The organism is Noviherbaspirillum saxi, from assembly GCF_003591035.1.
Classification (GTDB): Bacteria; Pseudomonadota; Gammaproteobacteria; order Burkholderiales; family Burkholderiaceae_D; genus Noviherbaspirillum; species Noviherbaspirillum saxi.
On record NZ_QYUO01000003.1, the window covers coordinates 636,068 to 659,540 of the forward strand.

General features: G+C 53.7%; 10 protein-coding genes and 1 pseudogene. 9 read left to right on the forward strand and 2 right to left on the reverse strand.

The window, feature by feature from the left end:
* The first annotated feature begins 4 nt into the window (after positions 1–4).
* Positions 5–6,844: a hypothetical protein gene (locus tag D3871_RS26065; RefSeq protein WP_147376904.1), complete on the forward strand. Its 6,840-nt coding sequence runs from the start codon at positions 5–7 to the stop codon at positions 6,842–6,844.
* A 440-nt stretch (positions 6,845–7,284) separates the two neighbouring features.
* Here D3871_RS26065 and D3871_RS31785 read toward each other — a convergent pair.
* A pseudogene (locus D3871_RS31785) lies at positions 7,285–9,155 on the reverse strand (tannase/feruloyl esterase family alpha/beta hydrolase).
* A gap of 259 nt (positions 9,156–9,414) precedes the next feature.
* On the opposite strand from D3871_RS31785, the gene D3871_RS26075 reads away from it, so the two are divergent.
* From D3871_RS26075 to D3871_RS26110, 8 genes are all read left to right on the forward strand, one after another.
* On the forward strand, positions 9,415–10,347 hold the full coding sequence (locus D3871_RS26075; RefSeq protein ID WP_119771997.1) for a helix-turn-helix domain-containing protein: 933 nt from the start codon (positions 9,415–9,417) through the stop codon (positions 10,345–10,347).
* Between the two features lie 418 nt (positions 10,348–10,765).
* Positions 10,766–10,960, forward strand: coding sequence for a hypothetical protein (locus tag D3871_RS26080; RefSeq protein ID WP_119771998.1), 195 nt, complete (start codon positions 10,766–10,768; stop codon positions 10,958–10,960).
* A 270-nt stretch (positions 10,961–11,230) separates the two neighbouring features.
* Positions 11,231–12,160, forward strand: coding sequence for a sensor histidine kinase (locus tag D3871_RS26085; RefSeq protein ID WP_119771999.1), 930 nt, complete (start codon positions 11,231–11,233; stop codon positions 12,158–12,160).
* On the forward strand, positions 12,157–13,536 hold the full coding sequence (locus D3871_RS26090) for a sigma-54-dependent transcriptional regulator (protein ID WP_233575828.1): 1,380 nt from the start codon (positions 12,157–12,159) through the stop codon (positions 13,534–13,536). Before D3871_RS26085 ends, D3871_RS26090 begins: the two co-directional genes overlap by 4 nt.
* Positions 13,537–13,798: 262 nt before the next feature.
* Positions 13,799–15,562, forward strand: a complete 1,764-nt coding sequence (locus D3871_RS26095) for a sensor domain-containing phosphodiesterase (protein ID WP_119772000.1) — start codon at positions 13,799–13,801, stop codon at positions 15,560–15,562.
* 143 nt (positions 15,563–15,705) lie between these two features.
* On the forward strand, positions 15,706–17,271 hold the full coding sequence (locus D3871_RS26100) for a polysaccharide lyase 6 family protein (RefSeq protein ID WP_158598068.1): 1,566 nt from the start codon (positions 15,706–15,708) through the stop codon (positions 17,269–17,271).
* 483 nt (positions 17,272–17,754) lie between these two features.
* A complete protein-coding gene (locus D3871_RS26105; protein ID WP_158598069.1) occupies positions 17,755–18,621 on the forward strand; it encodes a response regulator in 867 nt (288 codons plus the stop codon).
* A gap of 270 nt (positions 18,622–18,891) precedes the next feature.
* On the forward strand, positions 18,892–19,512 hold the full coding sequence (locus D3871_RS26110) for a bactofilin family protein (RefSeq protein WP_119772003.1): 621 nt from the start codon (positions 18,892–18,894) through the stop codon (positions 19,510–19,512).
* Between the two features lies 1 nt (position 19,513).
* On the opposite strand, the gene D3871_RS26115 is transcribed toward D3871_RS26110, so the two are convergent.
* Positions 19,514–23,029: a protein kinase domain-containing protein gene (locus tag D3871_RS26115; RefSeq protein WP_119772004.1), complete on the reverse strand. Its 3,516-nt coding sequence runs from the start codon at positions 23,027–23,029 to the stop codon at positions 19,514–19,516.
* Positions 23,030–23,473: the final 444 nt, after the last annotated feature.

A 23,473-nucleotide genomic window follows, 5' to 3' on the forward strand; every position in this document is an offset into this window, starting at 1 on the left:
GGTCATGGGAGCAATCCACTCGCGCCTGTCGGACGGCGCTAATAATTTGGTAGGTCGTTATCAGTCGCCTCGACAGGCTCCAAAAACGACAGCAAGCCTGCCTGCTGGAATCGCGGTTAGTGAAGGTCGCCAACCCGTCGTAACGCTTGACATGCTTGAGCGCGGAGAAACGGCTTCACTGCGCGAACGCCCCGGTTTCTGGTCGCGCATCAATCAAAGCGCAGCACGTTATCTGAAAGCCGCCCTGACCCCGATAAAGGCCCGCTATCTGCCGGCTGGCCCCTCAAACATCGGTGAACTGCTGGTCGAACAGCGTAACGATTACCTGGGCGAAATGAACCGCCCTCTCGACCCTCAGTTGGCTGTAGACGCGTATCAGGCCTTGTATGCTGCAAAGACCGAGGAAGATACGGACCAGGCGGTACGGATGTATGCCAAGGCCATGGGGGCAGACTGGGACACAATGGAAGCCGGTTGGCGGGCGGCAGGCAGGGTAGCATCGGTTCGATCTTTTACGATGAATGCGATGAGCACTCTCTGGCCCATGGTTCTTTTGGGCGGCACATTCGTCGGGCCCCGGCTGAATTACTCCGCAGCCTATCTTGGTGGCCAGGTTCTCCATTCATTTGCACTCGGGCCATGGCTGTCCGGAATAATGCAAGTGTTTCTGGTGTCACGCTCGGACCTGTCGCGGCGCGATCAATCGGACCGGTGCGAAGATCTGAAGGCTCCGCCCTTTCCGAAAATTGTCAAGAATTTCGAAGCCGCGATGAAGCGGGCAGAAGCGGCGGAGCGCGTTTGGCGGAAAACAAAAGACGATTTTCCGGACGACATGGCGGCTCAAGAAAAAGCCTGGCTTGACGTCCAGGAAACCCTTCCGGCGCTTGAAACAGCGGTTAAACAGTATCTGACGCGGGCAGACGTCAATACAATCAACTATAAAAACCAATACTATCAAAGCATAGGAAAATATCTCAAGTTCCTTACCAATCTTGCGGCCGGCTGGGTTGGATATAGTGCTGGCAGGCAGGCACAGCTGGCAATACAAATTGCTGCCAATCTAAGTCAGATGGTCGCCCAGCAGATCACCGCACCTTGGGACGAAGTTGCCAAGCAAAAGTACACCTTGCTGGCAACGCTGCGCACAGGCGCTTTTCTCAAAGAGGAAAGTCGCAAGACGCCTCCGAATATGCTCACCGCCGATGATGTCGATACTGGCGCCTTGCGCAAACAGCTTCGCGGTCCGCTGGAGGTGCGCATGAGACAGGTCCAGGAGATATATGCGTATCAACGGAAAAAGATAGAGCAATCCATTGCTATTGCAATGGGAATGAATCCGACAAGCTGGCGCAAGTGGAAGGCGCTGGAACAAAAGACGGCTGCGCACGCGGCGCAAAAAGAGCCGGCGACGAAGTGGAAGGAGACTGAGAAGGAGGAATATGACAGGCTCGAGGAAAGAGCAAAGCAGGTAATCACTACCGAGGATGTACAGAGGCGGAAAGATCTTGCCCTGTTGGCGGAGATGCGCATCCCGGAAGGCCAATCTCAAGGCGACACGCTGGAAATCGAGCAAGAAATCGGGGAAGACAAGAAGCTCTGGAAGAAACTGAGCGAATCGATTGACGAGGACAAATTGGTTCGCGATGACAAGCTGCTCAAGCTGATCAATCTTGAGATAAGGAAGGCCGATTCGATCACCGTAGATGACTGGGACAAGGTACGCCAGCTAGGAAAACGGGAAAAAATATCGATATCGGAGCAGACGCTGCTTGCAGAACTCGATCGACGGATGGAGAAGCCGACCGATGCCCAAGAAGCAAAGCGCAGGGCTCTCGAGGCGAAGGCCAAGAATTCCCTGTCGCGCCATGAGCTGACCATGTTGGCTTCACTGCGTAAGCAAAAAAGACTCCTCAAGCAGAACGCGGCGACCCTGGCAACACTTGAGGCCAAGGACCATGAGAACAATCCTTGGGAGCCGGGCCTCTCCAGGCAAGAGATAGTGCAAATGACTCAACTTAGATTGACTGCTGAATCAGACAAGCAAAAGGCGGCACAGCTCAAGTATCTTGAAGCACGCCTGCCTGAATCCTTGACCCTGAAGGAGTGGGAAGAGCTAAAAAATCTTCGGGAACAGTCTCGTGAGCTTGACTCCGATGAGATGGTGGAAAGAAAAGATCTGAGCAAGAAACGGCGGTCCGGCTTAACGGATAGTGAAGCAGCGGACCTGCAGAGCGTCCGGGACAGGATGCCGAATTCTCTGAGCCTTCTCGATTGGAGCGAGCGGGACGCACTTTACAATAAACTGCCGGAGGAGAGTAGAGGCGAACTCGAAATGCTGATCGCTCTTATAAAGAAGCGCCAGGAAGATGCATCCAAAGGGGTATCGAAAAGCGGCAATCCGATCAACGCGCTAAGCAATGAGCAGCGATCGGAATACCAAAACTTGCTAGATAAAGAATCCCTGGTGTTCAGCAAAGAGGATGGCGAACACCTCCTGGCCTTGGAGCAGCAAGATCAAACATCCTTGAGCGATGCTGATGAAAATGAGAGAGAAGCGCTCGAAAATCGCCGGCCATTGAACTCGGCCGAGGAAAACAAGCTGTCGGATTACCGATCCCGTATACAAACGGGATTGACTATTGCAGAACGCAACGAGCTTATCGCCCTCAGAATGGAAGCCACGCGCGCAGGCGGTAATCCAGACAAGACGGTGATAGAAAATCTCGAAGCCGACCTGCGCGGCATCATTAAAGACCAGGAAGCGCGCAAGAATGGAAACTGGGCCGATATATCCGAGAACAACAAGCAGATTCTGCATCGAGCCTTAAACATCAGCCCCGACCAGGGGCATCTATGGTCACCGTCCCGTTGGACCTCAGAGATCACGTCTGAGTGGCGAACCGCATGGCACACTGGCATGACCAAGGCTGGACAGGAACTGTCGCAGCAAGTGTCCCAGCAATATGGAACAGGCTTTCAGATGGGTGTTGCCAACAATAACGCTCTTTTGCTTGGCGGAGCGGTTAACGGCTTAATTGGCGACTACCTACGGGCTTATAAAGATCCGGGTTATTCGACGCCTATCGCGACAAGAATCGGCATGACCTCCATGAGCCTTACCGTAGCGGGATACACGTCGTATTGTGCTTACCAGCTGCTCTCGGTAGGAGGAAGAGAATTCGGACTCACGGATTGGCTCTCCGTCATATTTGGCGCGCAAGGTCCTGCCGCGAGCGGCGCCTTGATCAACAACAAAATTAATTCCCGAGACAACGACAAACAATTGATGGCAAGTGGAGAACGGCCCTATGTCGGCACAGAAGCTTGGGTGTATGGCGGCAAGCTCAAACAGGCGCTCGCGGAGGCAGGATCGGCCATCTTGGTCTTGCATAGAGATAGTGGGGCAGCACGCCGTGCGACGTCTCTTTACAAGCGAGCGAAGCGCTTGCAGGACGCCAATAAAGCAGATGAAAAAGAATTCAAAAAAAAAGTGGCAGAACGTAACCGCATACAGTATTCACCATCGGTAACGAGAGAAGCGGACAAGCAGGATGAAAAAAAACCGAACAAAGATACAAGGCGTCGCACTGAATTACCTGAATATTTATTTCCAGAGAATGACTACGACGCGACGGACATTCTTACAGCCTCATATGCCGGCGGCATTCGCTGCCTTATTGAGGGAGCAGGATTAATCGAAGATGTATTTACGAATCTGGACGAGTCATATCGCGAATCAGGATTTTTCGAAAATTTTTCCAGGTTAGTGAAAATCTTTCGAACAGAACGTGGCGCTGTAGATATCAGATATGAAAGGGAATATCTCGATGATTTGATAGGAGCATGGGACAGCATGGAAGCTGTTGCGCGTGAAAGCGAAGAATGCCCTGCGCAGGTAAAGGAAATTTGCGACCAAGTCCGTAAGCAGACCGAGAAAATCAGCGCTATCGCGGTGGCCAGAATAGAAGCACTCAAGAAAAAACAGGAAACTCGGGTGCTTGGAGTCGCGGCCAATGCAATGAGAAATCCTGCCCTGCATTCGACAATGTCGGGTAATGGAGTTCGTACTGACATAGAAAAGCTTTCCCGGAATGATGCCGGCGACACGGACAATATAGAGAAGAATGTCGCCGCGATTTATGCACACCTGGACGCGATTCGGCAGCTTGATAATTTGCTTGCGGGGCGCGACGAGCAAACGCCGGACCAGTCACGTCAAAGTTTTGACGAAAGACTTCAGCAGGAAAGAAAGGTTCCTGAACGGTTGAACCGCTTTTCTAAGCAACAGCTTGTGGTAGCCGCAAGGAACTTCAACGATATGCTGAATCGAACGCATGAGCAAGGCCATTTAAATTTAGTATTGGCTGCGGAAAGAATTCAGAATGAACTGAATGCCACGCTTGACAGGATCGTTACTTCAATGCCGGCTGAAGAGAAGGCGGTGTTTCCGTACCACGAAAAGCAATCCGAGGACAGAAATTGTCTGCTGCATGCATTCAATCACGCGATCCATGCAATAACCGGAAAAGAACACGCAATTACCAGCGAAGTCTGGGATAAGCATACGGAGCAGACTAACACCGGCCAAGATGGCCTTGCCGATCTGCAGGCCGTTCTTGCCTACAAAGCCGAGGGCATTCCCGACTTCGCAGAAACGGTGATTTACCCATATAACGTCGACATGCTGGCTCAGGCATTGAATGGCGAACGACGCTGCGCGATTGTCTACCTGGGACCAACAGGAACTACGAAGCTTGAAGAGGGCGAGGCGCATCCGGTGGGGCACTATGTCACGCTCGTATGGCACAAAAATCCGGAACGGGATACCTGGGAAGCGTATAAGGTCGATTCAAATGAAGCCAAGCAGGAACTGATACCGGACGTCGCCCAGTACCTGAAAGATAAAATGCAAAACGGGGGCATGAACAGGGTCCAGCTTCTAGTGCCGAAGCATGACGGTGAACCGCTCTTCAGGTGGAAAATGGCGATGGAACAATCGAATAGGATTGAGAACGCCGCGTTGCTTTTAACGCGTGCGTTTCCAGAGCAGAGAGAAACGGTAGTCGTAAATCTTCAGAACTATCTGGACACGAAGACGATCGCGGCAACAGAAATCGATGCAAAGCATCTCAGAGATTTCGTGATTGGCAACGTCAACAGCAAGGTGAAGAATGAGCTTCTCGTTTTCAAAAGAGATGAAGACAGTCAGCCGACCGGGGCAACGAAAGCACCGTTCGAGAAGCTTCACGCCTCGCTGGAAAAAAATGGGCTGACGAGGGCCATTGCTGTGGTCGATACGGCGCCATTCTTTTATCTGATTGAAAAGGATAAAAACGATGAAGGCGGGACTTACACGATCACCTGCCCAAATCACTGCATGACTAGCAATCCAAACGCGATAAGACCCCGTGCATATGCGGACCTTCTCGGGAGCGAGTGTGCGGATGACGACGATTTGAAAGGCTTACAACAGGCTGATCGAATAGATATATTTTGCGTTTCCGCTGACGAAACCGAGATAAATCAGGATCTGCTTGCACGACTTGCGCCATCTGATCAAGTGCCATCAAACAAGGGAATTGATCGCGTCGACATTGAGAAAGAAGATTCTCGCGAATCCGCACGCATGCAGCTTCTGCGTTATATGGAAGAGAAAAAGATATCAGCAATGACTTTAGACACGTTCACGGCGCTGAATGACTGGAAAACGATCAACAAACAGAACGGCCAAGGAACGGAAAGAACGACGGCGGCGTTATTCGACGAGCTGCGCACGTCATTAGAGGGACCGCCAAGGATAGCAACAGCCATTCTGGAAATCGACGCTGCGCCATTCTTTTATTTGCTTGCGGAGAACGAGAAAGGGGAATACACGATTACCGACCCAAGTCAGGATAAGACTTGGCAATACAGCGCGTTGTCCGACGATGCATGCCACGAATTGAACGGTGTTAAAGACACAAACCAATTAAAGTTCCGTCCTTTTGACCGAGACTTATTTTTTGTCGTGAATCGATCTGCGATGGCGGACTACATCGAGACAGGGTATGAAGAGGAGGAAATCGGAGCGGGGCCGGATCCGGATAGAGTTAAACTGACTCTTGATTATGGTAATCAACGTGACGTACTTTGCGATAAGCTTGTCCCTCTGTTAGATCGGATATGTCGGGATGACAAAGAAAAGTGCAAAGATCAATGGCAATGGTTAAGCGAGCTAACCGCCGATAATGTGATAAGTCGTAGTTCGTCAGAGGACGAAGAAGCCATCAATCTGACAAAGTTAAATGCATTCTTGGCCAAGATCGCTAACGACCAGGTGGCGAATGAGATTCAGGTTGTCAAAAAGCAGATGGCTGAAATTGACGATAACGTGGTTGCACCGCCCTACGATAAACTTGTCAATTCACTAGCGGCGCAAAAGGTGACGAAAGCCCTTCTGTCGATTGACGCCGCGCCATTCTTTTACTTGTGCGAACGGGACGAAGGCGGGACGTACAGGTTTACCGAGTCCAAACATGATCCGGACTACCGCGAAGTAACTGGCGCTGACCAGGCAGCCGGAGATTCCACCGCTTCTTCAATCGATTCTTCCAGTGCTCCGAAGGCGAAAAAAGAAAAATCCTCAGCTGAATTTCCGCCTCAAACGGTGCTTGCCGCGCAAAATGAAATACGTGTTCTTGTTATTCAGAGAAGTGTAGAACCAGAACTACTAAATCATGAGGAGAAAAATATTGCTTCCGATGAAGCGGTAGTGCGGAAAAAGAGGAATCCGATACATAAGATCCAAAAAACTTTCAAAAAATGGGGTGGCCGTATTCAGGACATGATAAGGGACCGCAGTTAGACATGCAGATGCATATTCATGGTCAAGAAGAGACGGACCTAGAAAGTCAAGCCGAGGGATAAGTGGAATCCTTATCAAAATGACCGCCAAAATGACCCACACCAGATGCGAGTGAAAATGCCTCACCGGGTGTTTTCATGCTTGAAGACAATCGCCAATAACCGACCCGCAGCCACTTTGAGGCACACACGACATAAAAGCAGAAACGCCCTTGTGAAAATACAAGGGCGTTGGGGCATTACTAAAAACGTTCACTCAAGAACAGGTGTAGCTTGCCGCTGAAAACCGATCGTTGCCGGTGAAGACAGTCTTTTTGGGATACGTGTAGATTGGCTGGCTCTTATGCATCGGAGTGCGGGAGAAGGACTTCCCCCTCCGGCCACGACCCTCGTTTTTCACCTTACGCTGTAAGATCGCAAACTCTGTAGTCGCCTACTTCCTCATTGACACGTATAGCTCGCGGCCTGGAATAGGTCGCCGTTCACATACGTGATCTTTTTCGGATAGACGCACAGCGGCAGACTCTTGGCAACAGGCGACGATGAGCGGGAGGTCACCTGGAATGTGTCAGGCGCGACGCCTTTCTCCACCCAGTTCGTAAGCAGCGAATATATCTGTCCCTTGGCAAGAAGAGGTGGATTCGCTGTAGCGTTCGACGAACCGTTTGCAAACGATCCGTGCCCCCACCCTGGAACAAAAAAGAATCGATAAAACGGCTGCACTGCGGACACGCCGCCCATCTGGGCGAGAACGCGCTCGTAGTAATTGACAGACCCTCCAGTGGGGATATGTGTGTCGGCTCCGCCCACGGTGTGGATCAACTTACCTCCGCGAGCCTTGAAGGCCGAAAGGTCCGGATTATCGGTGTCGATGAAACTGAATTGCGGCTGAAGCGCGACGCCACGGTCGAACGCCTCCGACAGTTGTGCATAGGACAGCGACTTCCAGCCGTCCTGCCCATTGCCAGTCGCGTTCTTGAACGATGGCACAGCAATGCTGGAGTTCTGCAGTTCCAGTGCCACCTGATGGGCCGCGATGTCAAACGGCACAGGGCTCGCCAAGCCTAGAAGGCTTGTGCCTCGCATGAGACCATACCACTTGTGGGCGCCGGTGAGCGCTCCAGTGCCGTTGTCGACGGCCGGATCGGGGACGCTGCCATCGCTGGTCATTCCGTACCAGATCTTGTTGATGGCAAGCGCCTGCGTAGGTGTCACGCAAGCCGCCGTGTTGTTGTTCCCGCCGTTGGCGGCACAGAGCACGTTCGCATCCTTCGTGGGATCGTAGCGACAGCTCGCTGGGTCGAGGATGAAGCCAAGATGCTGCCCCCCACCACATCGCAGGCCGAGATGGCAGCATTCGACACCAAGTTAAGCTGGTCGGCCGACATGTAGTTGCCGCCCAAGTCCCGCTGAATGACGATCTGCGGATACAAGTCCGCGGTGATGAACTTGCTCCAGTTGATGGCAGGATTGCCGACGGCGATGCCGTCTACGTCTTCGGGATAACGCTGCGCAACCTTCAGTGCCTGCTGGCCACCCTTTGAAGCACCGTCCCAATACGTGTATTTTGGCGCCGAACCGTAGTAGGCCGTGGCCAGGGCCTTCGTCTTGACGATCTGTTGATGGATGGACCGTTCCGCAAAATCTTCCCACAGCCTGGTGTTGATCGTCCCGTCAGGATTCATGGCAAAGGATCCGCCCAAGACAATGGAGTCCGCCCCGCCGGTGTGCCCTGTGTCCGTGCTGGAAGCGACGGCACCTTCTTCAGCCGCGATGGTCGGAGCGGAACCCGCGGAGCCAGCAGTGAAAGACGAGATTTTCGTCACATCTGTTTCTTCGCTGCCGACCCAGCCGCCGCCTCCGATGGCATGCACTCTCCCGTTCCACTTCTCCTTCAAAGGTAGCCAGATCTCGATGCCGATGCCGGCTGACGTGGAAGGAGCGCCCACAGGGCCGGGTTTGCCTGGCCCCACCAACAGCTTCACCAGGCACAGGTCCGCCTTCGCCGCCATTTCCGCATTCGGGTTGCCGAGATTCTCAAGCGTCTGATTGGGGAACGCATCCCCCTTCTTGAAAGCTTTCACCAGCAACACCGTGGTATCGGCATCAGGCTTGAACCCGGTCTTGATGGAATCGTCGCAGCTTAAAGTAGTCTGCGATGCGAGTTGGTCCGGAGGCGGGTTGTCGCTGTCACTATTGCTGCCGCACCCCGCCAAGCTGGCTGCGCATAGCAATGTCGTAATCGCCGAGGCGACATGCGACGTTTTGACGTCTTTGGGAATCGTTTTCATGAGTGTCTCCAATGTAATCATGGTCTGTGTACGACGGTTGCTCAGTGCAGACTCACCGAAGTTTCCGTGTTGGGTCTGCTTGAGCGACGTTGATGAATCAAGTACAAGATGATGGTGCGAACCTCCAAATGATGCGTTATAGTGCAATCAATCCTTGATGGCTCGAGTGTAAAGCTGCACTATTTTGCAGTGTTCTAAAAACTTGCTCTCTTTCTCTGCGATCTTGCTGTTTTGAGATGGCGAAGAGAAAAGTCAGGATTTTCTTAATGGAAACTCAGCTATGACAACGCCGCAAATGAGCACATTGCGAAAAGAGCCCATCCAAGTAATGGTGGAAGGAAAGCTTGTGAAAATTGATCAGGCAAGAGAAGGTGGGGAAAGGACGGTCCCACAGCCGGTTCATCCTTGGCATGGGTTCCCGATGGAGTTTCATTCAGGCAGAGCCGAATGCCGTGAGACTGCTTCTCATTGCTTTCCGCAGACACTCATCTGGTATCAAAAACTTGGGCACACCCATGGCAGAATGACTTCCGGCTGCTACAGCTATGAAGCAGCCACTGGCCCTGGGGAATTTATCGTCATCCAAGAAAATTTTGAGTTTGATCGAGGGTTTTGTCAGACAACCGATACCGCTGGAATCGCGCTCGAGATCCGACCAGCGGTGTTGAACCAGTTGTTTCCTGATGAGATAAAAACGATCAATCTGTCCGGTTTTCGGATAAACCACGATAAAGCTCTGGAGAACCTGTTTGCCTTGATGGAGATGGAAATCCAAAATGGATGTCCTTCCGGCGGGCTTTATACGGAAAGCCTTTCGATTGCTTTGGTCACGTATCTGACGCAGGCCTACGCCAACGGCAAGCCGCTCAAAAGAATCGGCAATAAGCTGGCTGGGCAAAATCTGCAGACCGTCAAATCGTATGTCCGTGAAAATCTCGCAAACGAACTCAGTCTCGTTGAACTGGCAAATCTGGTGCATACGAGTCCGTATCACTTTGCCCGGCTGTTCAAGGCAACAATGGGCATGACGCCACATAGCTATGTTTTGGAACAGCGCATTGTGGAGGCGCAGCGCTTACTGAAATCGGGGCGTACGATTGCGGAAATTGCGACAGTGACCGGCTTTGCGTCGCCAACACACTTGGCAGATGTATTTCGTCGTCGATTTGGCGTCTCGCCGACCAATCTGCGCAAGCAGGCCAACCATAGTTAAGCTGTCATAGCTTGTTGAGTAAGCTTCTCTTTAGTGCCTTCATTCCCAACGCCCAGTGGCACACAATAAGCAGCCAGCCCCTGTCTACATTGGACACCATGCCCGTAATGACGATTGCATAGGCACGAGATGATTACGGTGCCGGAATGGGTACGTACGAGCTATTGAACTCAGTGAATACGAATTACCGAACGAAGTGCTGACGAGCGACCGACATTCCAGTTGCCTCTTCAAGAACTTTTGATTTTCATCCACCACTCAAGAATCAAGTCTGGCTCTATAAGGATGCATTCATCATGCATCAAGGTCGTCAGAAGTGGTACGACCCGGTGATTAACATGCTGCACGGCTGTATCGGACAGGCAGACGTTAATCAAGACCAAAGACAGCAAATTTCTATTCTTCCGAGCCGAAGTACTTGGAAGAAGATTGGACGGCAACCCAAAGTTTCATGGAATTCGCCGAATTGACACAGGACGCGACGGACAGATTGAATGCGCTTTTTGCAAGAAGTCGCATAGTGGAGGTGACGAACCCGGCTCTGTTTGAAAGCCTTAAACGGGCGATCGACACCATGGTGAAAGATCCGCGTTTTAAGTACGCGGCATATTGATGTTTTCATATCATGCATATTGCCGTGCGATACCTTATTGATGTGGCAACTCCATTCTGAAACGGCCTTGAAATTGCCATGCATGAACCCAGGAAACAGTCCTACAATACCGAGGAAATACAGCAGAGTAAGTACAGCGTAAGTTTCTTTGTTTAAGTTTACGTAAATAATAAAAAAATATTGGAGGCTATCCGCTGCTGCGTCGTCAAGTGAGCTTGCCCATGCTTTGACTGGCACGATGCAGCTGCTCTAAATGGGGTTGGAGTCAACATGGATATTGCACGCAGATTACGTCATCACGCACCGTTGCAACCGGGGCAGAACCTGATCGGGACCGAGGCTGGCGATCAGATCGATATTCGAACCTTGGGCCGTGGCACCCCTGCTTTGGCGCTGTCCGCAAATAGCGCGAATCCAACCTTGCAGCAGTTTCGCAGCAATGTCGCGCGATTGCTTAATGTCGAATCAAAAGCCGAGCGAGAGCGCAGCCGGAATCACGAGGCGCTTGTTCATGCCGGAAAAATGGCTGCTGTGGGACGGCTGGTCGCCAATGTCAATCACGAGATCAAACGTCCGCTGGCGAGCATGCATCTGCTGGTCGAGAATACGCTCGATCTGATCGAGCGCGGCGAAACCAAGGCGGCCGCCGAGAACCTGTCGATGCTGCTTCAGGCAACCGACCAGCTGGCCGAACTGTCGCGGCAGCTGGAAGGCTTTTCCCGAAAAACGGCGACCAACAAGATGGCGGTGTCGGTAGGACAGGCGGTGGAACGCGCACGCACGATCCTGTCACCCAAGATCAAGACCGGACAATACCGTTTGCAGGTCCAGGTCATCGACCAGCCAGTCGTCGCCGATGTCGACCGACTGGCGCTGGCCATCGTGAACCTGATCGACAATGCCATGGATGCGACTGCGAACACGGAGGACAAGCGCATTCACGTGGAGGCCGCGCAGGAAGGTGAGTTCCTTGCCATCCGCGTGCGCGACCATGGACCGGGAATTGCACCCGAAGCGATGGAAAAACTGTTCGAAGCCTTTTTCACAACCAAACCTGCGGGTAAGGGGATAGGACTCGGTCTGGCCTTATCCAATGAAGTCATTACCGAAATGGGCGGACACCTGGGTGCCCGCAATCACCCCGACGGCGGCGCGGAGTTCGTCATTCAGCTGCCACGGGCAAATGGAGAGACACATTGATTCAGCAAGCCGATGAAGTCAGCAGCGACTACAAGGTAGTGCTGATTGAAGACGATGATCTCCTCCGGCACAGCCTGAAGCAAGCTTTGAGCGGTGCCGGATTCGAAACATTCGCATTTGAACAATCGGATCTCGCGCTCGAGCAGTTACCGTCAATACAGCCGGATGTCGTATTGACGGACCTGTATCTGAGCGACAAGGACACGCTCGACGGACTCAAGGTGATCGAGCGGATCAGGGAGGTCGATCCGGAGCTTCCGACCGTACTGATGACGGCGCGCGGGAGCATTCCGATTGCAATCGACGCAACCCGCAAGGGCGCCTACGATTTTCTTGAAAAGCCGTTCGACAAGAATCATCTCATTACGGTCATACGCAGGGCAGCGGCCCAACGCCGGCTGACCGTCGAGAATCGCAATCTGTTGCAACGTCTCACGTTCGCGGCCGGCATTGAGCGCATCCTGATCGGACAAAGCGCCGCTATGCAGGCGCTGCGCAATCTGATCCTGCGCATCGCGCCGGCGCCGGCCAATGTGATCATTCTTGGCGAAACCGGTTCAGGCAAGGAAATGGTTGCACGCTGCGTGCATGAATTCAGCGGGCGGCAAGGAAACTTCGTGCCGATCAACTGTGCGGCCATTCCTGAGACGCTGTTCGAAAGCGAGTTGTTCGGGCATGAGGCGGGCGCCTATACCGGTGCTGCGAAGCAGCGCATCGGCAAGATCGAATACGCGAGCGGCGGGACGCTATTTCTTGATGAAATCGAAGCAATGCCGCTGCATCTGCAAGCCAAGCTGTTGCGCGTGCTGCAGGAGCGGCAAGTCGAGCGGCTGGGCCAAAACAAGGCATTGCCGGTCGATCTGCGCGTGGTCGCGGCAACCAAGGTCGACCTCAAGGATCACAGCGCCCAGGACAAGTTCCGCATCGACCTGTATTACCGGCTCAACGTCGCGACCCTGAAGATTCCGCCGCTGCGCGAACGGCGAGAAGATCTTACCCAACTGTTTGCCCATTTTCTGCATGAAGCGGCGCTGCGTTTCGGGCAGCCGCCGGCAATACCGGACCGTGAGATCCAGCAGCAGTTGCTGACCTACGACTGGCCGGGCAATGTACGCGAACTGCGGAATGTGGCAGAGCAGTTCCAGCTCGGAATACCCGTCTCGATCGGGCAGGCCGAAGCGCCGGTTGCACCGCAGTCGCTGGACGAGATCATTGCAGCGGTTGAAAAAGCCGTGATCGCGGAAACCCTCAAGCGCCATGACGGCGCCGCAACCAACGCCTGCAATGAGCTAAAAATCAATTATTCGACGCTGTATCGCAAAATGAAGCTCTACGACATGGACCTGTCGGATTACAAGAAACCCGCCGAACAATAAGCTTCTCGGCAGGGGAAAGCTCTTTTCCCTGCCTGCCCCGCCTTGCATGCAGCGCTGCAATCCCCTCTTCAGGACGGCATGCAACTTCGCACTACCCGATTCCCCACATCTCGACGGATATAAAAAATAGCGTTTATTTTCAAACGCTTACCTCTTCTTTGTCATTGCCTTCCCGCTGGCATGGCTCTCGCTAATAACGGTCTATCTGAACTCTGCAGGCACTGACGCTTGCAGTCGAATAACCATCAACCGGCCAAAGAAGATGTACAAGCTCTCAAGCGAAGAAATCGACTTGCCGCTGCCCTTGCAACGCTCTCTTACGACCAACAAGCTGGTCGGCCTGATGATTGTCCGCCAGGGCGTGGTCGGCCGTTGCAACAGTGAGGCCGGGAGGATATTCGGCTACAGCCCCGCCGACATGGAGGGAATGCCGTTATCCGCATTCTTCCCCGTCGTTAGCGAGGAATTGAAACAGGCGAGCGCGTCCGCACAGGCGCAGGCCAGCGTCGTGGTCACCGGAAAAATGCCGGCCACCGCTCGCAACGGCAAAGCGATCTGGGTGAGAACGATGGTGCATACCTCAGTGGTCGAAGGTGGCTCGGCCACGACGGTATGGGTCATCAAGGAATTTATTGAACGCAGGGATGACAAGGAGGAGCGGGTCCATACTGCGCAGGGAAATGCGCAGCTGCACCTTCCCTCCTCAACGGGTTCAGGCCAGGCGCCGGATACGCATCATGCGGCACATGCACGCATTACCGGACGTGCGCGGCTCGAAGAACAGTTCGGTCGGGTATTGCGTGAAGCGCAGGCGCGTAACCGGCACGTTGCCGTGTTGTTCATTGGTTTTCATCGGGTCAAGTTTATCTGTGACATGCTGGGGCGCGAAGCCGGCGAGCAGTTCATCGAACAGCTCGCGATCCGCATCCGGGAGTCCATCCGTCCTGCGGACCATTGCTGGCAGTCGAGCCGCGACGAATTTGTGGTATCGCTCAGCCATGTCGGCGATGCACATGCAGCAATGGAAGTCGCGCAGCGCATACTGGACCTGCTCTCGGCCCCGCTCTCCATTGGAGGCATTGCCCTGTATGTGACCGCGTCGATCGGCATCAGCCTGTTCCCTCAACACGGACGCGAAGCCGATACGCTGCTATGCAAGGCAGACCTGGCTCTCAACCGCAGCAACATGGAAAGTGGTAACAACCTGCGCATCTTCACGGAAGATATCGAGCACGCGGTCAAGCGCGCGTTCAATCTCGATCAGGATTTGCGCCGGGCCTTGTCGGGGAAGCAGTTTCAGCTTTCTTACCAGCCCATCGTCAATATCGATCACTTTGAGGTGTGTTCGCTGGAAGCGCTTCTGCGCTGGCAACTTCCGGACGGGACCATGGTGCCGCCGCAAGAGTTCATTCCTCTTGCCGAAAACAACGGTTTGATTATGCCTATCGGTCACTGGGTAATACGCGAGGCATGCAGGCAAATCGGCGCATGGCAACGAAGCCTGGGCACAGTGGTGCCGGTAGCCATCAATCTATCGCCGCAACAGTTTCAGGGCCCCGACCCGGCTGCATTGCTCCTGCGCGCCTTGCGCGAGGAAGAGATCGATCCGTCATTGCTGGAAATCGAGATCACCGAAACATCGCTGATGCAGAACATGGACGACATGATGAGGCAGCTGCGGCAACTTGCCGATGCAGGCGTGCGGCTCGCGATAGATGACTTTGGCACCGGCTACTCAAGCTTGAACTACCTGCGCAAGCTGCCAGTCCATGCAGTAAAGATCGACCGATCCTTCATTCGCGATCTTACCCATGATGTCAACGGCCAGCTGATCGTGCAGACGATCATCGATCTCGCCAACCAGCTGCATCTCGACACCATCGCGGAAGGCGTTGAAACGCCGGAACAGGTCGACATGCTGAGAAATTTCGGCTGCCGGCGTCTTCAAGGGTTTTACCTGTCCGAGCCGGCACCCGCGTCACAGATCGAGCGCTTGCTGAAGCAAGGCGCGCTTGGAGTGATTTAGCCGCGACTATACCGTCGATGTCGGACCAGCGCGGGTAGCGTTTTGATCAGAGACGGTTGTCCAACATGACGGCACATCGCACTAGCGAGGCGCCACAAACCTGTAGGGAGCTTATGCGGCACAAACAAACGGCGACCATCTGCATGATCCTGTTATTCGGTCAGGCGGGCTGCGGCGGAGGCAGCGGAAGCGACATTGAAACGCCGGCCCTGCCACCGCCGATCGTTGCACCGCAACCCGGGAACCCGCCCGGTGGAGAAGATGCGCCGCCGGTGCCGCCATTGGTGCCGACCACGCCGCCTGAAGCCATACCGACGCCGGGCGATACGATGCCGGCGGTGCAAGTGTCGAATGCTAAGCAACTGCAGAACGCCATCAACAACGCATCGGCGGGTGTCGTGATCCGGCTTGCCGACGGCAGCTATACCGGTCCGTTTACCATCACGCGCAAGAATGGCAGGTCGGGCAGCCCGATCACTATCGTCGCGGCAAATCCGGGCGGCGCGGTTATTTCAGGAAAAGCCGGTTTTGAATTCGAGAGCGCTTCTTACGTGACACTGCAAGGCTTGAAGTTTGTCAACCAGGGAACCGCAGTGTCGCTGTCTTCGGCCAGCCATCACGTCCGTGTTACCGGCAACACCTTCGCCCTGGCGAAGAACAGCGCGCCCACCAAATGGATCGTGATCGACGGTGCAGGCAGCGATTACAACCAGATCGATCACAATGATTTCGGCCCGCGTCAAGGAGTCGGTCAAATGATTGCGCTGGACCAAGTCAACGAACAAGTCCCGCGGCATACGCTGATCGAGAAAAACCATTTTCACGATGCCGTTCGACTGGCCGACAATGGCGGCGAGACGATACGCGTCGGCCTGTCCGTGGCATCGATGTCGGATGGATTCACTGTGATCCAGAACAACCTGTTCGTCCATTGCGACAGCGACCCCGAGGTGATATCGGTCAAGAGCGGCCGCAATACGGTTCGCTTCAATACCTTTATCCGGAACCAAGGGCAGGTGACCGCGCGGCACGGTCACAACAACAGCTTTTACGGCAACTATCTGTTGAATGACGGCGTCAAGAAGGATGTCGGCGGATTCCGGATCTACGGCAACGACCACAAGCTGTATAACAACTATCTGCACAAGCTGACCGGCAATGCGATCGTCCTCGATGCGGGGAGTTATGACGGCGGCGCCAACGGCTATACATCCACGCCGAACGAAGAGCAGCTGCGCATGCACTGGCGCATCTATCGCGCACTGGTGGTCAACAACACGATTGTGGGCAGCACGACCGGTATCGTGATCGGCGGGAGCAAGTCGCTTGCGCCGGTCGGCAGCATCGTCGCCAACAACATCGTCGTCAATACGACAGGAACGCTCTACGACGAAAACATGAAAAGCAATACCGTCTTTGCTGGCAATATCGGCTTCGGTGCCACGACCGGCAACGTCTCCAGAACGTCCGCTGAAATCCGAACCGTCGATCCGATGCTGGTGGAGGTCGACGGGTTGCGGAAGCTGTCGTCAAACGGGCCGGCGCACCATGCTGCGGTAGGCCATTATCCTTTCCTCACCGACGACATGGATGGACAGACGCGCACGCGCCACGATGTCGGCGCCGACGAGTACACAAGCTTGCCAGCTTTGAGAAAGCCGCTGACGGCTGAGGATGTCGGGCCGAATGCCACGGATGCCGGGACATAGCGCCGCTGAACGCTGCACGTGACAGCCGGCCGTTCTCGGTTTCCTTTAACTGCACATCAAAACGTATCCTGTTTTCATTGGAAAGCCGCAGATCGGCTTCTTCTTCCACGCTGGCCAGCGCAGCGGCACTCGCTGCGACCCGAACCAGCCACGCCAGCACTGCCGCGCGCAGGATCAGGCCAACGACGCGGTAGTAGCGATCGGGATGATTCGAGACCAATGGGAGTGCTTCATCGATGCGCGAAAGCGCGTCGGCATGGTTCAACGCCTGCGCATCGAATTCGGCCAGATCGAGCGCAGCGATACCGATCAGTCGGTCATAGTTGCGAATGGATGCCGCATAATTCTCGCGCGCAGGGTAGCTTTTTTTGCTCACAAGAAGCATCATCCAACAAACTTTCTTTTTCGCTGATGGTGAACAAGGCAATTATGTCCCCCAATGTCAATAAAATTGCGCCTAGTCCCCGCGCAAAGATCCTGATCGTGGATGACACCCCGGCCAATCTGCGCTTGCTGGTCCGTATGCTTTCCGAGCAAAACTATGCGGTCATGGCGGCCAACTCCGGCGCCGTCGCCTTGCAAGTCATGGAGACTGCCTTGCCAGACATCGTGCTTCTGGACGTCAAGATGCCGGAGATGGACGGCTACGAAGTTTGCCGGTGCCTGAAAGCGGATCCTCGCACCTGCGACATACCGGTCATCTTTATCAGCGCCCTGGACGCCGCCTGGGACAAGGTGCGCGCCTTTACCGTGGGCGGAGTCGATTACATCGTCAAACCTATCGAACCGGTCGAGGTGCTGGCACGCGTGGAGACGCATCTTTCCCTGAATGGCTTGCGCCGTCAACTCGAGCAGCGCGTGGAAGAGCGGACTGCGGACCTGCTCATGGCGAAAGAGGCGCTGTTCGAAAGCAAGGCGCTGCTGCAAGCTATCATCGACACCTCGACCACGATCATCTATGTCAAGGATCTCGATGGTTGTTACATGCTTGTCAACAGGCGGTTCGAGGAATTGTTCGGCGGGCCTGATCGTAATCTGCTGGGCCTGACCGATGACGAAATCTTCCCGCCGGAGATCGCGAAAGCCTTGCGCGCCATCGACGAACAAATCATCGCCAGCGGCGCAGGCCTGGAATGTGAAGAAGTTCTGCCGCATGGCGACGAGTTGCACACCTACATATTGGTGACGTCGCCACTACGCGATCTGACCGGCGAAGTGTATGCGATCTGCGCAATTGCGACCGATATTACCGACCGCCAGCGCGATGAAGAAATACTGCGCGAATTGAACGAGATGCTCGAGAGCCGTCTGGCCGAGCGGCATGCGGCAGATGAAGGCTCCGGGACCTGATGTCGCCGGCAATGTCCGACAGTTGGCATCTGGCAACGCACGGCTGACGATGGCATTACCGCTTTGACAGAGAGTGGAGTTGAAAAGTCGAACAAAGGCGGGAACCGGATTTGGTGTCGAGCCACTCAGCACCGGAGAATGCAGGTATCCGCAGCGCGACGCTCGTCTGGGAAAGTGCCTGCATGCGGACAGTAACGGGAAGTATGGCTGCTTGTCATACTCTCGACGACTTCTCCCGCATCCTAAATCTTCTTCGACCGGAGCCACCCAATGGGACAACACGCCAATCTCTTTGAAAAAATAATCGCGAACGTACGGCAAGGCGCATCGAATTCGCGCACGAACGTTTATCGCAACACGCCGAAAGAGGTAGTACGCTCCCTCCGATCGAATCACGCCCAGCAGCACGATGTTCATCGCCCAACAGATGAAGAGCATGAACCGGCGGCGCCGTCACACCAGCCATCGCCGCATATCGAGGGAAACGCGGCAGAAAATCCAGGGCAATGCGCGACGAGAGAAGGTTTGCATGCCGCCGAGAATAGCCATCTGGTCATCGGACGTGGCGTCAAGCTGGTCGGCGAAATCAGCAACTGCGAGACGCTGGTCGTCGATGGCGACGTCGAAGCGAAGAACGATAGCCGCATGCTCAAGATCGCCAGCAATGGTTCGTTCAAGGGAACCGTCAACGTCGATGTGGCGGAAATCTATGGTCGTTTTGAAGGCGAACTGGTGGCACGTCAAAAGTTGATCGTATACGCAACCGGCTCGGTGACCGGCCAAATCAGTTACGGCAAGCTGGTGGTTGAAGAAGGCGGGCGCGTGTCCGGCAGCGTCACCGTCGCACCCCCGGCTGCCGGCGCCGAGATGGCTGTTCAGCATCTACTTTGACTTATAAATTTTTTTCATTAACAAGAACGCCTATTTGAACCAGGATTTCGTTTGGTACCGTGGGGCCGGCCTTAAGAGCCAGATATTCGTTCAATTTGCTTAAATCGATTACATCGTTTTCTGGACTATCCTCCGGTATCACCCCATGCTTGCGTAACTCGGCCAATTTAGCCTCCACTCCATTCCCATTTTTTTCATCCGCCCGATCCAGCAATGTAGCAACATCCTTGCCGATATTCTCACGTTCAATAACGTAATCGACGCTGAACTCAACCGATAGCGTTTCGGTCTTTGGTATCTCATTTCCACTTGCAGTTTTTTGTATGCGCTTCAGCAATTCCAATTCGCTCAGCACCGGACGCATGCGGCGAACGTGGGCACGTTTGTGCGCGTCGAGTTCACCCGAGTTTGTGGCCGAGTCCTCTTCCATCTTCTGCGACGGTAGCGGGTCGGGAAACTTAAGATTTTTCTTTCTCTCTTGTTGCTTACGCAAAATATCGGTCTCTTCCTGTGTTATTTTGCGCTCTTGGGTAGCGTGAGCGGCAAGCTCCATATCTTCGTGAATATGTTGATCAAGAAAACGCCGCGCAAGCTTTACCTTTTCCATTAGGCCAGGACGCGTCGTTTTCGAGACATGGTCATATTGCGCTTCCATGAGGCGCTCTCGCAACTCGCGCAGTGAACTTGGCATGTAATGGCTAATATCTTTGTTCTCAATGAAGTGATTTTTCCCGAAGTCATTCGGCAATCCCAGTTCTTCCAGAACCGGACGCATTCGGGCAACGAAGGCCGCCATCCGTGGTGCAAGCTCACTGAATTCGGTCAACGCTTTTTCCCGTTGAGCTAGCCCGTCGGGATCCGTCCGGCCCGCAAACATGTTCAGCCGAGACCATATGTCGAACGCTAACGCAAAATCCTGTTCCCTCACGTTTTTGTCGGGCTGCGATTTTCCAAACGTCGATCCGGGAATGGAAAAGATTTCCGATAACAATTCATTGATGCGCTTTTCCGTTCCATGGAAGAAGCTTGCCCCCAGTTCTTTATATCTTTTGAGGCGCTGAGTAAGGTTTTCCTTCGATTTTTCCAATCGGCCCACCATTGCACCAAGCGCGCCTTTCAAGCCCTTATTTTGTTCTCCGGCGCTCCTCGTGATCAACGAGCCGATACGTGCGTCATGTTTTACCAATGTATCGATCATCATTTGAACGCGCCGTGCCACGGAAGCAGATTTTTTGGGAGCCAGATGCGTTTCGGAGAGAAGCGCCTCACCCTGTTCGATAAGCAGCTGGACATCAAGTTCGTCTTGCGAAAGAAGATGACCTGCAGATGACATTTGCCTGTTCACGTCTGCAGAGCTTAGCCTGATTATGATCGTAACAAAACTCTTCTGCAGGGCTGTCAGCTTTGTGTTCAAGCTAACTTTGGCGGTGTCCATGACATGCTGCGGCTGGTTCATCGCAACAGGATTCAGGCGCTGAATTAGCTGAGCGCAGTGCCGCCATGCCTGGAGCGCGGTGCGGTAATGCCAGCGGTGGGGAGCCAGCTTCAAGTCGATTGGCTTGTCGGATTCCGGCGTCTTGGACGGAGTCGGATTGAGCGCGATATTCAGATTCTTCTGCTGCAGAAGGAGGGCGCATACTTCGAAGACGATCGGGTGCAGATGTTCAGGCAGAGCCAAGAGTTCACGTATCTCGGCATTTGTTTTGCTGGCAATCGGGCGAAGATGCTCAGGCAGGTCCTTCTCGACGTTGGCAAGCTCGGACATCTTGCGTATCGCCATACTGGTGATGTTTTTACCTTGCTCGCCAAGCTCCTTCTCCAGCGATGCAACAGCTTCTTTCTCAAGAGGGTTGTTGTTCGGTTGTGGTGAAAGATTGGCAGCATCGTTCAGTTTGCCGAGCAAGTCGGCACAGGTTTTTATCAGCTCCCGGATCGTATCCGACGAGTGCTTGCCTTTAGTCGTCTGTGCTGCGGACTCCAGTTCGTACTTCACCTTCAACAGGTCCGCTTGGGTCGCAATCCAATAGATTGCCGGAGGCAGATTTGGCCGTTGGGGGAATTCAAGTGGATCCTGTTTAGCCGGCTTTTCCACCGGATCGAGCGAATCCATCATGTCTTTTATCAGGCTACGGGCCTCGTCATGGCTTATCACAGCGTCCTTGAAGAACATAAGATTCCTGGCCACGCGCGCATCGGGAGCTTGATCGGAATTGCTCTGCATCATTCTCATGGCGTCGGGATAGGCAAACCCACCGCTTCTTGCGGTATTGACATTGTTTTTAATATCAATGTAATGACCCGGGAGCCGTTCTTTCAGGCCAGTATACGGATTCGTGTGAGCTACATCTTTGCTATGCGCTACAAGTGTCAAGCCTTCGTTCGGCTGCCAGTTTCTGGCATGCTTGAAATTCCATTGCCCGTCCCATTCGTTGATAACGGTAGTAAGGTCAAATTCCATTGACTCCAATAGCGATGATGCGACGCAAAACACATCGAATTGCTCAGTACGGAGGATTCCCTTTTTACCTTCTCCAATCGCGCCCGGCGGCGCATAGGTGTGAGTTCCAGCATTGGCATGGACACCAAGCTCGCCGGAAATGCCGAAGTCGATAACTTTCAGGTCGCCGGTCTCACGGTCAAAGATGAAATTGTCAGGTTTGATATCGCCATGGATTAACCCTGCTTTTCCAAACAACTCTATGACCTGAAGCACCTGATATCCGATCCATTGCATTATGCCGTCAAACTGTCGTTTCTTAAGCTTGCCGCACGCGTACCGCAGCGATAATTCCTTTATCACCGCCAGGCCGCCAAATCCTTTTTCCATCAGAAGGAGTGGGGTGATGTCGGCGGCAGTCAACGGCGTGACATCCCCGCTCTTCCTGCGTTCGGCAACATCGGGTTTCAATACTCCGGCCATTCCGTAGATCTTGACTACGTTTTTTTGCATGGTCGCATAGGACGAATCCTCTTTATTTCGACCAGCCCACTCTTTTAAACGGCCATATATGTGACTTTCCTTGTGAAGCATCCTGTTGGCCGCCTCTAAAGCTTCTCCTTCCAGCCCCGAGGCTGATTTGGCAGCAAATTCGATGTGGTTTGGGTCTGGAGTTCTATAGATAGTGACGGTCCCGCAACCGCCGCTCCCTAATTCTTGGCCAGCCGGGCTTAATCTGGCAGGAAACTCTTGACCAGGAAACTCCTCGGCAGGAATAAAGGGATTGCTAAGCCAGTAGTAACCGTTTTCCGCCACGTTTGGCATTTGCGCCGGAGTGCTCGTTGACGTCGAGAGATCCTTGAACCTGACGTGTTTGACCGTAACGGATTCTGGGTTTTCCCCAGTTATTTTTGAATTTGGTGTTTGTGGCCCTGCGCTTTTTTTGTTAGTTCGTGAAATACCGGATACGACCGATCGGGAACGGGGCTGATGGCTCACTACCGGTTTCTGTGACACCTCTGCGGTACTTGGAACGTGAATTTCGCCAAGGCTGATGGAAGAAGTGCGCATTTTGGCCATATTTGGTTACGAAAGGTAACTTTGAGTGGGGGAAATGTTTTATAAGTTCCAAATTTCCGATAGATGCCCTATCTCATAATGGTCAAATCCGCAAGAAAACTTGATTCCTGTAAAGCAGCTTTTGATAAGCGATATTTAACGTGAGCTACAAGCGCCTCTAATGTCCGGCATCAAGGGATCTCACCTCTGCCTGGAGCGCGCGCTATATCATTTGCAGGGCACCATCTCATTCCTTATTCTTTATGCAAGCAATGCCGCTCGGAGCAACTCGCACACGCGCATTGCACCCGAATACCTAGCCTTGCAAGCTTGCAACACCTTTGGACCGCGTGCAGACCGCAACTGCGCGCTAAGCCAATAAACATCCCATTCCCTCGCAAAACTTTCCACCTGGCACGTCTGCTGCTAAAGAAGAAACAAGACCGCATCCGTGCGGCCGCTTGG

What these genes read in the sequence shown, in the direction of transcription:
- D3871_RS26065 (WP_147376904.1), top strand. Translation starts at nt 5, where the DNA reads ATGGGAGCAATCCACTCGCGCCTGTCGGACGGCGCTAATAATTTGGTA.
- D3871_RS26075 (WP_119771997.1), top strand. Translation starts at nt 9,415, where the DNA reads ATGACAACGCCGCAAATGAGCACATTGCGAAAAGAGCCCATCCAAGTA.
- D3871_RS26085 (WP_119771999.1), top strand. Translation starts at nt 11,231, where the DNA reads ATGGATATTGCACGCAGATTACGTCATCACGCACCGTTGCAACCGGGG.
- D3871_RS26095 (WP_119772000.1), top strand. Translation starts at nt 13,799, where the DNA reads ATGTACAAGCTCTCAAGCGAAGAAATCGACTTGCCGCTGCCCTTGCAA.
- D3871_RS26100 (WP_158598068.1), top strand. Translation starts at nt 15,706, where the DNA reads ATGATCCTGTTATTCGGTCAGGCGGGCTGCGGCGGAGGCAGCGGAAGC.
- D3871_RS26110 (WP_119772003.1), top strand. Translation starts at nt 18,892, where the DNA reads ATGGGACAACACGCCAATCTCTTTGAAAAAATAATCGCGAACGTACGG.
- D3871_RS26115 (WP_119772004.1), bottom strand. Translation starts at nt 23,029, where the DNA reads ATGGCCAAAATGCGCACTTCTTCCATCAGCCTTGGCGAAATTCACGTT.